The following is a 14556-nucleotide window of genomic DNA, read 5'->3' as shown; positions in this document are numbered from 1 at the left end:
ATTATAGAAAGATACTAAAAAAGTGATATTTTTACAGGTACGCAATTTAGATATGATCTATTAAAACAAAAAATAAGGAGTAAATATTATGACTTTAATAACGGCACATTCCGGTTGTGATCAGACAAAAGATAATTCCCTGGAGTTCCTTAAGTATGCACTAAACACTAAAGCGGATTGTTTGGAAGTGGATGTACAAAAAAATGAGAAAGGTATTCTGGTTCTTTCCCATGATGAAGCAGATAATAACGCACCTCTCTTAGAGGCAGCTTTTCTTATGTTAAAGGAATACCCTGATAAGAAGATAAATTGTGATTTAAAGCAGAGAGAATTAGAACTTGAAATCTACAAGCTAGCAGAAAAAACCGGTGTTAATAAGCAGTTAATCTATTCGGGTAACGTGGATTTGGAATTGATAAAAAAAGGAAACAGCAGATTGCCGCAGGTCGATATATTTTTAAATATAGAAATATTGCTCCCTGAAATAGAGGAACTATGTGCCTCGAATAATACAGAGCTACTGGATCAAGGTTTAAAAAGGGCAGCAATGGAATCCTTGAACTATGAGATTAAGTGTATAAATATGGATTACCGTTTATGTACGGAGTCCTTTCTTGTTTTTCTTAAGGAGAATGGAATTTTGTGTTCTGCCTGGACCGTTAATGAGGAAAGTATCCTTAATCGATTCTTAGATTACAATATATATAATATAACGACCAGAACTGTTTCCGCTGCATTGACCATCAGAGCAGGGTGGAATTAATTCTGTTATTGATGTACACAAAGCGCAAAGGCAGTATTTTGGCGCTGCAATTCTCCGGTTTTCTGATGATGCACTCACAAAAAACTCGAAGCGTTTGTTCCTGTAATCAGTAACTCAACGACAATTTAATATATTATAAATTAAACAGGGGATATTGACTTCTAAATAACATGATATTATACTGTAAATAGAAAGAAATACATAAAACCTCATAAAGGGAACTTGTGAAAAGATAAAGTCTGGATTAAGACACTTTTCATCTGAAGAATTATAACAGAGACGCAGGATATATGATTGTGGAAGTTTACCAGTATTTGCACTGATTTTTCGTTAGATTTGTACAAAGAAGAAATTGTTATAATTAGGAAAATATTGTATGATAATATTATGATTTAGATGGGAGTGTGATATCTATGAAAAGCAAAACAATTATCTTTAAAACTGCAAATGATCTTTATGACTTTAACAAAGAGGCCTCCAAATGCAAAACGGATGTAAGAATCAAAACGGCCAGCGGGACATTTGATTTTGATGCTAAGACCTTACTTGGATTGTTCTTTGCACTTAATTTACCGTCTATTGATGTTTTTTATGACGAGCAGGAAAAAGAATTCGATGAATATTTGACCAGCTTAGAAGCAGCAGAATAATTAAATAATAGTGATATAAATTAAAGTGAGTAGTGAATGACTATCTTTTATTACAAGATAATCAAAACTACTCTTTTTTTATTTCATAGGAAAGTTCTCCGAACTTCCCTACGAAATAAAAAGCCCTCCCGGGCGGTATACACAACCGATGCGCACCTCATGAAGTGGAAGTATATTGGTACCCTATTCCCTCAGGCGGGAAAGTGTCAATTTGCTGACACTTAGTTTGTTATACCATATATAATTTAATTTTTAAATTCTCAATTTCTTTTTTCCATTCCTCCGGGATTAAGGAATCTGTAATGATAACGTCAAAATCCACCAGATTTGCGAAATAAGCGGGTTTTACCTGGCCAAATTTAGTAGAATCCATAATAAGAATCTTCTCTAAAGAAGATTGCATGATTGCTTTTTTGGTTGGTATTTCATAATGATACACACAGGTAACCCCTAAGTTATGGTGGATTCCCGCCGCGGAGATGAAAGCCTTGGTAAATCGCATACTTTGAATTAAATCTATTCCTTCCGCACTTTCCACCATCTGAGTCTTGGGATGATATCTGCCGCCGGAAAAGATAAGAGAAAGATTCTCCTTTTGTCTTAATGAATTTAAAATGTTAGCATTATAACATAAAATCGTTGCTTCCAGACTATCGTCTATATTTTCCGCCAGCATCTCTGTGGTGGATCCGGTATCAATGACCACAATATCACCCGGACCGATCAGGGAAGCAGCAAATGCACCGATCTTACTTTTCTCAAGATCCTGGGTATTTTTCGCATTAGAAAGTTCATAGGAAGAATCGTTTTGTTCCTGCTTATAAGCAGGGTTATAAATAGCTGCCCCATAAACGTTATTGACAATATTATTCTGCTCTAATACGATCAAATCCCGTCTTATCGTCATTTCGGAAACTCCTAACAAAGAGGCTAGTTCCTTAACGGAAGCTCCGTTTTTAGACTTAATTATATCAATTAATCGATTCATTCGATCAGCCTTTTTGCCCATAATTCTCTCCTGACTCCATGGTTTTCAACACGCTAATTAACTAAAGTATTTCGAATATATGTTAATATTATAACATTTTTATACCGTTGTTTCAATAATTATCTAACAATTTTTGAAATGTAACAAAAAATCCAAAATAGTGATAAAATGTGACGACTATAACAATACAAATGTTAAAAGTAAAACAAAATATGATTGACCGAACTAATGAAAAGTGTTAGTATAATAAGTAAGAAAATACAGTTTGAGATTTGATTCTAAGTAAGAAATCCGGTTAGGTATTTAATTATAATGAGCAGACAAAAAAATCATGAGGGAAGAAATAAATACGTACATAGCACATACTATAATAAAATTCTGCATTAAATCTGGCATCTGCCTAATAAACATATCTTTTTTAGGATAACCATTTTTTTATTAGGAGAGTATATACACAAGAAAGGATAAAAATATGAAAGAATTAGAATTGTTACATTATGTTGATCACACGCAGCTAAAAGCGGTTGCGACCTGGGAAGATATTGAAAATTTATGTGAGGAAGCTTTGGAGTATAAAACTGCTTCCGTCTGTATACCACCCTGTTATATAAAAAGGATCCGCGATAAATATGGTAGTCAGATAAATATTTGTACGGTTATCGGATTTCCTTTGGGATATAGTACTACCACAGCAAAGGCAGCAGAATGTGAGCAGGCCTTGGAGGATGGTGCTGATGAGATTGATATGGTTATTAATATTACCGATGTTAAGAACGGGGACTATAAGAAAGTAGAAGATGAAATCGCATTTTTGAAAAAAATTGTGGGAGATAAGGTTCTAAAAGTAATTATTGAAACCTGTTATCTTACCCTTGAAGAGAAGATTGCTATGTGCCACGCTGTTACCAATGCAGGAGCTGATTTTATTAAAACCTCCACGGGTTTTGGTACAGGCGGCGCAACGTTAGAAGATGTCAGGTTATTTAAAGAAAATATCGGCCCTGATGTGAAGATAAAAGCAGCCGGCGGTGTGAAAAGCGTTGAAGATCTGGCAGCTTTTATCGCAGAGGGATGCGCAAGAATCGGCACCAGTTCTGCCGTTAACCTGATAAAAGGGAAAATAGCGAAAGATTACTAGGAGGAGAAAATTATGAATATACCAACACCACATATAGCAGCAAAGGCAGGAGAGTTTGCCAAAACTGTATTAATGCCGGGAGATCCGTTAAGAGCTAAATTTGTAGCAGAGAATTTTTTAGAAGATGCCGTATTAATAAATTCGGTCCGTGGAATTAACGGTTATACGGGTAACTATAAAGGTAAACAGGTATCTGTTATGGCAAGCGGTATGGGGATGCCCTCCATCGGAATTTATTCCTATGAATTGTTTAACTTTTATGAGGTGGAGAACATTATCCGAATTGGTACGGCAGGTTCCCTGAATCAGGATTTAAAAGTCAGGGATGTAGCGTTTGCAATGGGTGCCTGTACGAATTCCAATTATGTCAGCCAGTTTGAGTTACCGGGAACCTATGCTCCGATCGCTTCTTATGAATTATTAAAAAAAGCAGTAGATGTAACGGAAGAAATGGGAATTCATTATAAAGTCGGTAATTTCTTATCCTCCGATACTTTTTATGATGATTCTAAGGGTACCATGAAATGGAGTAAAATGGGAATCCTTTGTGTAGAGATGGAGGCAGCCGCTCTCTATATGAACGCTGCAAGAGCCGGTAAAAATGCACTGGCTGTCTGCACTATTTCCGATTCGTTAGTAACAGGTGAAGCAACCACAGCTGAGGAGAGGCAAAACAGCTTTCAAAATATGATGAAAATAGCATTAGAGATTGCTTAACTTACAAACAGGATGAACAGGTAATTGCGAAATCATAAGAGATAGAATATTTTTTGCAATTATCCGAGAAAAACAGGTTTGATAGTAAAAGAATCATAAAAGAGGAGAGTGATAAATCTATTTTCGGGATAAAATAATAAGGTAACGATCCGATAACACAGGAGCAAAATAAGCTATGAAAATGATTATTGGGAGGAACCAACATGAGATTATCAAAAAAAATATTAAGTGTAGTATTAACAGCAGTTTTAGTACTATCCTTAGGAGCATGCGGAACGAAAGCAAATAACGCAGGAGATAATAATACGCCCGGAGATAAAACAGGTACTACCGTAGAAGATACGAAAGCAGATACAGCAGATACTACCGCAGATAACGGAGACAATTCCGGCAAATATGAAGTTGCATTAATTACAGACATCGGTACCATAGACGATAAATCCTTTAACCAGGGTGCCTGGGAAGGCGTGGAGGCTTATGCAAAATCAAATAATTTAACGTATAAGTATTATAAACCAACCGAAAAGTCCGATGATGCTTATCTTGCATCAATGGATTTAGCAGTAAAAGCCGGTGCAAAGATTATCGTATGCCCTGGTTATTTATTTGAAGTTCCGGTTTACACAGCTCAGACCAAATACCCGGAAGTGAAATTTATTATCTTAGACGGTGCGCCTCATAACGGCGATTACAACTATGATATTAAAGAAAATACTTACTCCATCTTCTACGCAGAAGAAGAAGCAGGTTTCCTTGCCGGTTATGCAATTGTAAAAGATGGATATAAGAAACTGGGATTTATGGGCGGTATGGCAGTTCCAGCCGTTATCCGTTATGGTTATGGATTTATTCAGGGTGCAGATTATGCCGCTAAAGAATTAGGTTTAGGAAAAGGTGATGTACAGATTCAATATACCTATGTTGGTAATTTTGATGCTACTCCGGACAATCAGGCAAAAGCAGCAGCCTGGTATAACGAAGGAACCGAAGTTATCTTTGCCTGCGGCGGTGCAGTTGGTAACTCAGTTATGAAAGCTGCCGAAACGGCAGGTAAGAAAGTAATTGGAGTAGACGTTGACCAGTCCTCAGAATCCGATACAGTAATCACTTCCTCCATGAAGAATTTAGGCAAGTCTGTATCAGATGCTCTTGAAAGTTATTATAGCAATAAATTCCCCGGCGGAACAACGGCTACATTAAATGCAAGCAGTGAAGGTGTGGAACTTCCGATGAAAACTTCTAAGTTTGAAAAGTTCACACAGGCTGACTATGATGCCATATATGATAAAATCGTGAAGAAAGAAGTTACGATTGGTAATGATACCGTAGCAAAAGATGCAAAAGGTGTTCCGGTTGAAAATGTAGCAGTTAATTTAGTTCAGTAAGGAATCAGATATAAGAATAAAATAAGGCTGTTGCAAAACTATATTATGTTTTAATACTATTTTGCAGCAGCCTCATTTTAGAGATACCAGGAGGACTGCAATGGAATATGTTATTGAAATGAATCATATCACGAAAGTGTTTGGCAATTTTAAGGCTTTAGATGATGTTACCTTATGTGTAAAAAAAGGCGAAATCCATGCACTTTTAGGAGAAAACGGTGCAGGTAAATCCACCTTGATGAGTATATTATTCGGTTTATACCAAGCAGAGAGCGGAGACATTAAGATTAACGGCAAACCGGTGAAAATCAATAATCCTAATGATGCCAATAACTTAAGTATAGGAATGGTCCACCAGCATTTTAAACTGGTTCATAATTTTACCGTGTTGGAAAGTATAGTACTTGGCAGGGAAACGGTAAAAGGCGGCTTTCTTAAAATGGAAGAGGCCAGAAAAAGAATCATGGATTTAAGTAATCATTATAAATTAAAAATTGACCCGGATGCTTACATATCAGATATAACGGTAGGTATGCAGCAGCGGATTGAAATTCTTAAAATGTTATATTGCAATAATGATATATTAATATTTGATGAGCCGACGGCGGTACTGACACCTCAGGAAATCGAAGAATTAATGAAAATAATGAAGAATTTAGTAGATGAGGGCAAGTCCATCATCTTTATTTCCCATAAATTAAATGAAATAAAAGCAGCAGCCAACCGATGCACTGTATTACGAAAGGGTAAATTGATCGGAACCATTGATGTGGAAACAGCTACAAAAGAAGAGATGTCAGAGATGATGGTTGGCCGGAAGATAAACTTTCATCTGGACAAACCGGAACTAAAAACCGGAGAGGTGACTCTTGAAGTTAAGAATCTTACTGTGGAGTCCAGATCCTCTCATAAAAATATCGTGAATAATGTCTCTTTCCAGGTGGCTAAAGGGGAGATTGTGTGTATTGCAGGGATAGATGGCAATGGGCAATCGGAACTGGTTTATGGTATCACCGGTCTTATTCCGATTCAAGCAGGAAGGGTAACCTTAAACGGCAAGGATATTACGAAAGAATCTATACGTAAAAAGTCTATAGACGGTATGGCTCATATTCCGGAGGACAGGCATAAACACGGTCTGGTACTGGATTATAATCTCCAGGAAAATATCGTACTTCAGACTTACTTTGAACCAAGATTTCAAAAGAAAGGTATAATCCGTTTTAATGCTGTCAGGGAGTATACAAGGAAATTAATAGATCAATATGATATCAGAAGCGGTCAGGGAGAAGATTCCATCGTTTGGGATATGTCCGGCGGTAATCAGCAGAAAGTTATCATTGCCAGGGAGTTAGACCGTGATCCGGATATCGTAATTGCTGTCCAGCCCACCAGAGGACTTGACATCGGAGCTACGGAATATATTCACAAACAGTTAATCAATCAGCGGGATAAAGGAAAAGCAGTCCTGTTAGTCTCTCTTGAATTAGATGAGGTGATGGAAGTCAGTGATCGCATTCTGGTTATTTATGAAGGGGAAATAGTTGCAGACCTGGATCCCAAAACAGTTACCGTACAGGAATTAGGACTTTATATGTCCGGCTCAAAAAGGAGTATATTGTGAATTGTTTCGCGTAATCCTCAAACCAAACTTGGTATACGCATAAAACAAACTCAGGAAAGAGGTTAACATGAAAAAGAAGCATAATTTTTGGAATAATAAAGGCAGTAAAAGCTTTTTTGCTTCCCTCATGGCCATAGCTGCCGGCCTTCTCTTTGGGCTTATCATTCTTCTATTTAGTAATGCCAGACAGGCTTTCCCGGCCTTCTGGATGATTCTGATGGGTGGGTTTACAGATGGGATGGCAGGAATCGGACAAGTGCTCTATTTAGCTACACCGATTATCCTTACCGGTCTTTCGGTTGGTTTTGCTTTTAGAACCGGATTATTTAATATTGGATCTTCGGGACAATTTACATTCGGAGCTTTCTGGGCAATTTATATCGGTGTAAAATGGACCTTTTTGCCCCCTGGAATACACTGGATCGTGGCACTTCTTGGTGCAGCGTTAGCCGGTGCACTATGGGGTGCGGTACCTGGTATCTTAAAAGCTGTATCCAATGTAAATGAAGTAATCACTTCCATTATGATGAACTATATCGGAATGTATTTCGTTAATATTTTAATCGTTAAATTTGTGCATGATCCGATTAAAAATCAGTCGGTGCCTGTAGCTAAGTCTGCAATCATACCAAAAGCCGGGCTGGATGTGTTATTCCGTTCAACTAATATGAATATCAGTATTTTTATAGCTGTCTTAATGGTGATTCTTATTTATATTATTTTAAATAAAACCATATTCGGATATGAATTAAAAGCCTGCGGACACAGCCCCAGCGCAAGTAAATATGCGGGTATCAATGCAAAGAGGAATATTATCTTATCCATGGTAATAGCAGGAGCGCTCTCCGGCCTCGGCGGAGGTTTATTATATCTTGCCGGTTCGGGAAAATATCTGCAGGTACTTGATGTATTAGCGCCTCAGGGCTTTAATGGTATATCCGTGGCTTTGCTTGGTATGAGTAACCCTATCGGCATCTTATTTGCAGGTTTGTTTATTGCCCATATAACCGTAGGCGGTAATAATACGCAGTTATATAATTTTGTACCGGAAGTAATTGATATTATTATATCGGCAATCATATATTGCGGTGCATTTGCCCTGTTGTTTAAGAGCATTATCGGTAAACTGGTCCGCAAAGCCACTGGTGAAGCAAAGGAGGAAAGCTGATGGAGATTATATATTTTATTGTACAGCAGACCATGTTTTTTGCAATTCCTCTGTTAATTGTCGCACTGGGGGGGATGTTTTCGGAAAGAAGCGGTATCGTTAATATCGCCCTGGAAGGAATCATGATTATAGGCGGTTTTATCAGTATCGCTTTTATCCATATCTTTGAGACTCGAATGAGCGGACAGATTTTACTTCTTTTAGCGGTATTGATAGCCGGTCTGTCCGGAGCAATTTTCTCACTGCTCCATGCATTTGCGTCCATTAATTTGAAAGCCGATCAGACGATCAGCGGTACGGCTCTAAATCTATTTGCTCCGGCTTTTGCCATCTTTGTTGCCAGAATGGTACAGGGTCTGCAGCAAATTCCTTTTCAGGATACTTTTCATATAGCGAAAGTACCGGTTTTAGGAGATATTCCGTTATTAGGACCTTTATTATTCCGAAATAGCTACATTACCACTTACTTGGGAATTGGTATTGCCATATTATCGGAAGTAGTGATTAATCATACCAGATTCGGTTTAAGGTTACGTGCCTGCGGGGAACATCCTCAGGCTGCCGACTCTGTGGGTATTAATGTATACAAGATCCGTTATGCAGGTGTAATTATCTCCGGTGTTTTAGCCGGTATCGGTGGTTTGGTATTTATCGTACCGACTTCCACCAACTTTAATGCAAGTGTAGCCGGTTACGGTTTCCTGGCATTGGCGGTATTAATCTTTGGACAATGGAGAACAAAACGGATTATTGTGGCGGCATTTTTCTTTGGAATTATGAAAACATTTGCCTCTGCTTACTCAGGAATTCCGGTATTAAAGGATCTGCCCATATCCAATGAAGTTTATAAAATGATCCCTTATATAGCTACGTTAATCATTCTGGCTTTCTCATCTAAAAATTCTCAGGCTCCGAGAGCTGAGGGTATACCATACGATAAGGGAAGCAGATAAGAGAAGTTATCCTAGACTAAAAAATGGTTCAATACTATATCCCCCGTTGTTAAAATACGGATATCAGTATTGAACCATTTTTTTATTACATAGGATAGTTCTCCGAACTTACCTATGCAATAAAAAAGCCCGACCGGCAGGATGCACATGACGCACTTAAGGAAGATGTCACTGTCGTGACAGCGCGTCAGCGCTAGAGTCTGGCAAGCCAGACTCTTTTTCATACAGACCTTAGTTTTAATTTATTGGCAGGTTTATAGCTGTGCTTTCTGCCCTTTCTGACCGCGTTTACGGTTACGAACCTTCTTAACACTTAATTCCTTGCCATTAAATACAAAGGTTTCATCGGTAGGGTTAACGATGGCAGTGAATGCAACCGTATCATTTTTTTCTAAATCAATGGATTTGACACCCCGACCTGTTTTTTTCATTTCGGTGACTTCATTAAGGGAATATCCAAGGGATAATCCCTTTTCCGTAAGTACGATTACTTTTCTGTCACCTGACAAGATTTCACTGGCACTTAGCTTAATTACACTTATTAACTGATCGCTCTCATCTAATTTTGTAGCGGCGATAACGGAACGGTTTGTTTCAAATTCTACTCCGGACACCTGTTTGATAAAACCGGACTTCGTAGAAAATACCAGTTGGGACTCGAATAACTGTTCAAAGGAGGTGTACATTATGATGTTTTCTTTATCTACTTTACATAAAGTCTGAATCAAAACACCCTTATCCTTTATTTTACACTTGGGAATAGCACCTGCTTTAACCTGATACATATTGCCCTCAGCGGTAAATAAACATAATTTATCGTTATTTTTCATTAATATGATATGGGCAAACTCTTTTAGATTCTCCTCCGCAGCACGGGAGAAACTGGAGGTATCCACAGATTTGGTATAGCCGAAACGGTCTATCAGTATATAGATATCCTCTATCTTTACCTCCTCTACATATCCGGCGCTTACATCCACATTTTCTAATAAAGTTCTTCTGGGAACGTTAAATGTCTTTTTGTACTCTTTCAGACGATTTTTAATGACTTTATTTAATTCATTCACATCCCCTAGAATAGTTTTGTATTCTGCTATACTACTAAGCAGAGAATTATTCTCCTCGTGTAGTTTCAGTATTTCCAAACCGATTAATTTACTTAACGGCATGGCCAGGATGGCCTCCGCCTGACGTTCGGTGAAATTAAGGGTAGAGGCTTCTTTCGCGGACTGTTTGGTTTTAAACTTAATATCCGTAATATCCCCCTCGGTCAGGCAGGTTTTTGCCTGTTTTATGGAGGAACTTCCTCTTAAAATCTCAATGATTAAATCTATTACGTCCGTAGCCTGTATTAAACCATCTACAATTTCAAGACGGTTTTCTGCTTTTTCTAACAGATGTTTAAATTCTTTGGTATACAGTTCTTCCTGGAAACGAATGAATTCTTCCAGAATACTTTTTAAGTTAAATACGATGGGCTGCTGTTCTTTTACTGCAAGCAGGTTTACGCCGTAGGTATCTTCCATAGGAGTTTTCTTATACAGACCATTTAACAGATTATCAATGTCACGGTCCTTTTTAACTTCTACGACAATACGGATACCTTCCTTGGAAGATTCATCCCTCACATCAAAGATTTCGTCAAAAACTTTATCTTTCATCATAGAGACTAAGCTTTCAACCAATTTAGTCTTATTACCGGCAATGGTATAAGGAATCTCGGTAATTACTATATTCTTACGGCCGTTTTCACCGTTTTCAATTTCGACTTTAGAACGAAGACGAATCTTACCTTCCCCGGATTCATAGATCTTAAGTATGTCGCTTTGATTTATAATGGAACCGCCGGTGGGAAAATCCGGTGCCGGAATATATTTCATTAATTTTTCAATAGTAATGTCCGGGTTGTCCAAATAAGCAATAGCACCGTCGATTACTTCCCCCGGATTATGCGGCGGGATATTGGTAGCCATACCTACGGCGATACCGGTAGTACCGTTAATCAACAGATTGGGAATCATGGCAGGGAGTACGGTGGGTTCTTTTTCACTGTCATCAAAATTAGGAATAAATTCAACCAGACCTTTTTCCAGATGGTCTAGCATAGTCATTGCACCTAAAGATAAACGAGCCTCCGTATAACGCATCGCAGCAGCACCGTCACCGTCAATGGAACCAAAATTACCATGGCCGTCTACCAAAGGAATGGAAAGAGAGTAGTCTTCCGTCATTCTTACCAAGGCTTCATAGATAGAGCTGTCACCATGAGGGTGGTATTTACCCATGGTATCACCGACGATACGTGCGCTTTTTCGATGGGGTTTTTTCGGGTCTAAGCCAAGTTCGCTCATAGCATAGAGGATACGTCTCTGGACCGGTTTTAAACCATCCCTCACATCCGGCAGTGCTCTGGCAATAATGACACTCATGGCATAATCTCTATAAGAATTTTTCATTTCTTCTGAAAAATCCAATTGTATAATATTCTCCGTATTATTACTCATAAAGTTCTCCTTTATATATGATTATTCTTAGGTAATTGCGAAACTATGTAGTTTTTCGATATACTATCCTGATGCGAATTTTATAGCTTCAGTTGCCCTCCGGGCAAGATTCAGCGATAAAATTGCATCAATTGGATGATATATAGATACAATATCGGAGTTTTGCAATTACCTAATATCATTATTCTTGGAATTAATAACCTGCTTTTCAGATATTTTAGAGGGTTGGTAAAGCTTAATTACATTTTCGTGATTTCATATCTGTGTTTTTGCGCCGACCGTATGAACGTAGTGAATGTAAGGCAAGCAAAAACACAGATATGAAAGACAGAAAATGTTCAAAATCTGTCTTTTAGCCTCTAAAATATCGTCACATCATAATAAGCCTCTGATTAAATATCCAGATTTGCATATTTTGCTTCTTCCAGAATGAATGTCTTTCTTGGCGGGACATTGCTGCTCATTAAGGTGTTCGTAATTTCATCCGCTTCTACGGTATCGCTGATAGTAATCTGGGCAAGGATTCTGGTCTCGGGATTTAATGTGGTTTCCCATAGCTGATTGGCATCCATCTCACCAAGACCTTTGTATCGCTGCAGACTTAAAATTTTATGTTCTGTTTTTTTACGGAATTTCTCCAGTTCAAAATCATTAAACAAATATTCGGACTGTTTTTTCTTTTTACCCTTTACCGTAGTTTCATAGTCGACTTTATATAACGGCGGCAGACCACGGAATACCTTGCCTTCTAAGATCAGCTCCGGCATAAAACGATAAAAGAAAGTAAGAAGTAAGGTACTGATATGAGCTCCGTCCACATCGGCATCGGTTAATATAATAATTTTACCATAGCGCAGTTTATTAATATCGAAATCATCTCCAATACCACAGCCGAAAGAAGCAATCATGGATTTAATTTCATTATTTATCAGAATTTTCTCCAAAGAGGACTTTTCCACATTCAAAATCTTACCGCGTAATGGAAGTACGGCCTGGGTCCTGCGGTTTCTGGCAGTTTTAACAGTACCGCCCGCCGAATCCCCCTCCACAATATAAACTTCACACTCCTCCGGTTTTTTGGAGGAGCAGGAGGCAAGTTTACTTCTGGTATCCACGTCGGATAACTGTTTCATTACAGCGGTACGGGCTTTATCACCGGCTCTTCTGGCAGCATAAGATTTCATGGAATTATCCAGTATACTTTTAAGCACTTCCACATTTTTATCAAAATAACGCTGTACTTCAGCTGCAAATACTTCATCTACGGCACTTTTTGCATCCGTATTGCCGAGTTTTGTTTTTGTCTGACCCTCAAACTGGGGATCCGGGTGTTTAATAGAAATAATTGCAACTAAACCGTTTCGGATGTCTTTCCCGTCAAAATTCTCATCTTTTTCTTTCAGAATTCCCAGTTCTCTGGCATATTGGTTCATTACTCTGGTAAGTGCCGTTTTAAAACCGGTTACAAGAGTACCTCCGTCCACAACGTTGATACGGTTACAATAAGCATTAATCTGTTCCGTGTAAGAATCGGTATATTGAAAGGCAACCTCCACTTCGATCTCCCCACTGGTTCCCTCTATATAAATCGGTTCTTCATGCAGCAGCGTTGCGTCCCTGTTTAAATAGGAAACAAAACTTTTAATCCCGAATTCCTCCTGATAAGAGACCTCTTCTCCGGTATTTAAATCTGTGAAAATAATTAACAGGTTTCTATTTAAAAAAGCAATTTCTTTTAATTTTTTCTTTATTGTATCCGCTTTAAATTCAACGGTTTCAAAGATTGTTTCATCAGGATAAAAAGTAACCTTGGTTCCGGTATCACTTTTATTACATTTTCCAACTACGGGAAGAAGACCATCCATAAGTTCCAGGGCGGGATGCCCTCCATTTATATATTCGTCCCGATATATCTTACCGTCCCGTTTAATTTCAACAATCATTCGGCTGGACAGTGCATTTACAACTGAAGCACCTACCCCATGAAGTCCGCCGGATACTTTATAAACGGAACCGCCGAACTTACCGCCGGCATGGAGAATCGTATAAACCACACGTGCAGTAGGGATTTTTTTAGTAGGATGAATATCTACGGGCACGCCTCTTCCGTTATCTTGAATGGTTATGCCGCCGTCTTTTTGCAAAAGGATGTTAATTTGTGTACAAAAACCTGCCAGATGTTCATCAATCCCATTGTCTAAAATCTCCCAGATTAAGTGGTGCAAACCTCTGGAGCCGGTACTTCCGATGTACATTCCCGGCCGTTTCCTGACAGCCTCCAATCCTTCTAAAACTACAATTTGACTTCCTGTATATTGTTCCATTATTTGAATCCTCTCTTAAATAATATGAATCAGCCATGCCGATTTTTAAGTCCATGTCTGTACGCCTTTAAAAGGCAAGTGTCCAATATAAATTTGTTTCAATTGGCTGATTTAAGCAATTAGGAATATTGTAACATATCTTTTGTTTGAAATCCAGTTTTTTGAACAATCATATGTTCGGAAAGAGTACCAATTTCCTACTAAATAGGGGATAATTACGGAACGATTGAACGAATGTATTCGATTAAAGCCACAGCAAGGATTGTATTCGACATATATTTATGCTAAACTAAGTTCGGTAATGAGGATTATATAAGACGTGTAAAAAAACGAGTTATAAAA

11 protein-coding genes are annotated in these 14556 nt (G+C 38.2%); 8 read left to right on the top strand and 3 right to left on the bottom strand.

The features are described from left to right. The first annotated feature begins 88 nt into the window (after positions 1–88). Entirely contained in the window at positions 89–763 is a 675-nt protein-coding gene (locus tag RBU59_RS12195; protein ID WP_308148142.1) for a glycerophosphodiester phosphodiesterase, read from the top strand. Between the two features lie 413 nt (positions 764–1176). Continuing rightward, positions 1177–1413 (top strand): hypothetical protein, encoded by a 237-nt coding sequence (locus RBU59_RS12190; protein WP_308148141.1) that lies wholly within the window; start codon positions 1177–1179, stop codon positions 1411–1413. Between the two features lie 229 nt (positions 1414–1642). On the opposite strand, the gene RBU59_RS12185 is transcribed toward RBU59_RS12190, so the two are convergent. After that, positions 1643–2422 carry a DeoR/GlpR family DNA-binding transcription regulator gene (locus tag RBU59_RS12185; RefSeq protein WP_308148140.1) on the bottom strand — a complete coding sequence of 260 codons (780 nt, stop codon included), beginning with the start codon at positions 2420–2422 and terminating at the stop codon, positions 1643–1645. A gap of 451 nt (positions 2423–2873) precedes the next feature. On the opposite strand from RBU59_RS12185, the gene deoC reads away from it, so the two are divergent. From deoC to RBU59_RS12155, 6 genes are all read left to right on the top strand, one after another. Next, positions 2874–3539 carry a deoxyribose-phosphate aldolase gene (deoC, locus tag RBU59_RS12180; protein WP_308148139.1) on the top strand — a complete coding sequence of 222 codons (666 nt, stop codon included), beginning with the start codon at positions 2874–2876 and terminating at the stop codon, positions 3537–3539. Between the two features lie 12 nt (positions 3540–3551). After that, positions 3552–4256: a purine-nucleoside phosphorylase gene (gene deoD / locus RBU59_RS12175; RefSeq protein WP_308148138.1), complete on the top strand. Its 705-nt coding sequence runs from the start codon at positions 3552–3554 to the stop codon at positions 4254–4256. A 203-nt stretch (positions 4257–4459) separates the two neighbouring features. Beyond that, positions 4460–5641 carry a BMP family lipoprotein gene (locus tag RBU59_RS12170; RefSeq protein WP_308148137.1) on the top strand — a complete coding sequence of 394 codons (1182 nt, stop codon included), beginning with the start codon at positions 4460–4462 and terminating at the stop codon, positions 5639–5641. A gap of 100 nt (positions 5642–5741) precedes the next feature. After that, the gene (locus RBU59_RS12165; RefSeq protein ID WP_308148136.1) at positions 5742–7265 is read left to right on the top strand and encodes an ABC transporter ATP-binding protein; all 1524 of its coding nucleotides are present in this window, start codon (positions 5742–5744) and stop codon (positions 7263–7265) included. Positions 7266–7332: 67 nt separating this feature from the next. Further along, positions 7333–8433 (top strand): ABC transporter permease, encoded by a 1101-nt coding sequence (locus RBU59_RS12160; protein WP_308148135.1) that lies wholly within the window; start codon positions 7333–7335, stop codon positions 8431–8433. Then, positions 8433–9386 carry an ABC transporter permease gene (locus RBU59_RS12155; RefSeq protein ID WP_308148134.1) on the top strand — a complete coding sequence of 318 codons (954 nt, stop codon included), beginning with the start codon at positions 8433–8435 and terminating at the stop codon, positions 9384–9386. Before RBU59_RS12160 ends, RBU59_RS12155 begins: the two co-directional genes overlap by 1 nt. Positions 9387–9640: 254 nt before the next feature. On the opposite strand, the gene RBU59_RS12150 is transcribed toward RBU59_RS12155, so the two are convergent. Both RBU59_RS12150 and RBU59_RS12145 read right to left on the bottom strand, forming a co-directional pair. Next, complete coding sequence (locus RBU59_RS12150) at positions 9641–11890, bottom strand: DNA gyrase/topoisomerase IV subunit A (RefSeq protein ID WP_308148133.1); 2250 nt, start codon at positions 11888–11890, stop codon at positions 9641–9643. Positions 11891–12282: 392 nt separating this feature from the next. Further along, the gene (locus RBU59_RS12145; protein ID WP_308148132.1) at positions 12283–14214 is read right to left on the bottom strand and encodes a DNA gyrase/topoisomerase IV subunit B; all 1932 of its coding nucleotides are present in this window, start codon (positions 14212–14214) and stop codon (positions 12283–12285) included. Between the last annotated feature and the right edge of the window lie 342 nt (positions 14215–14556).

This window comes from Anaerocolumna sp. MB42-C2 (assembly GCF_030913705.1).
Classification (GTDB): Bacteria; Bacillota; Clostridia; order Lachnospirales; family Lachnospiraceae; genus Anaerocolumna.
The sequence above is the reverse complement of the archived record's forward strand: the minus strand, read 5'-3'. Positions and strand labels throughout refer to the sequence as shown.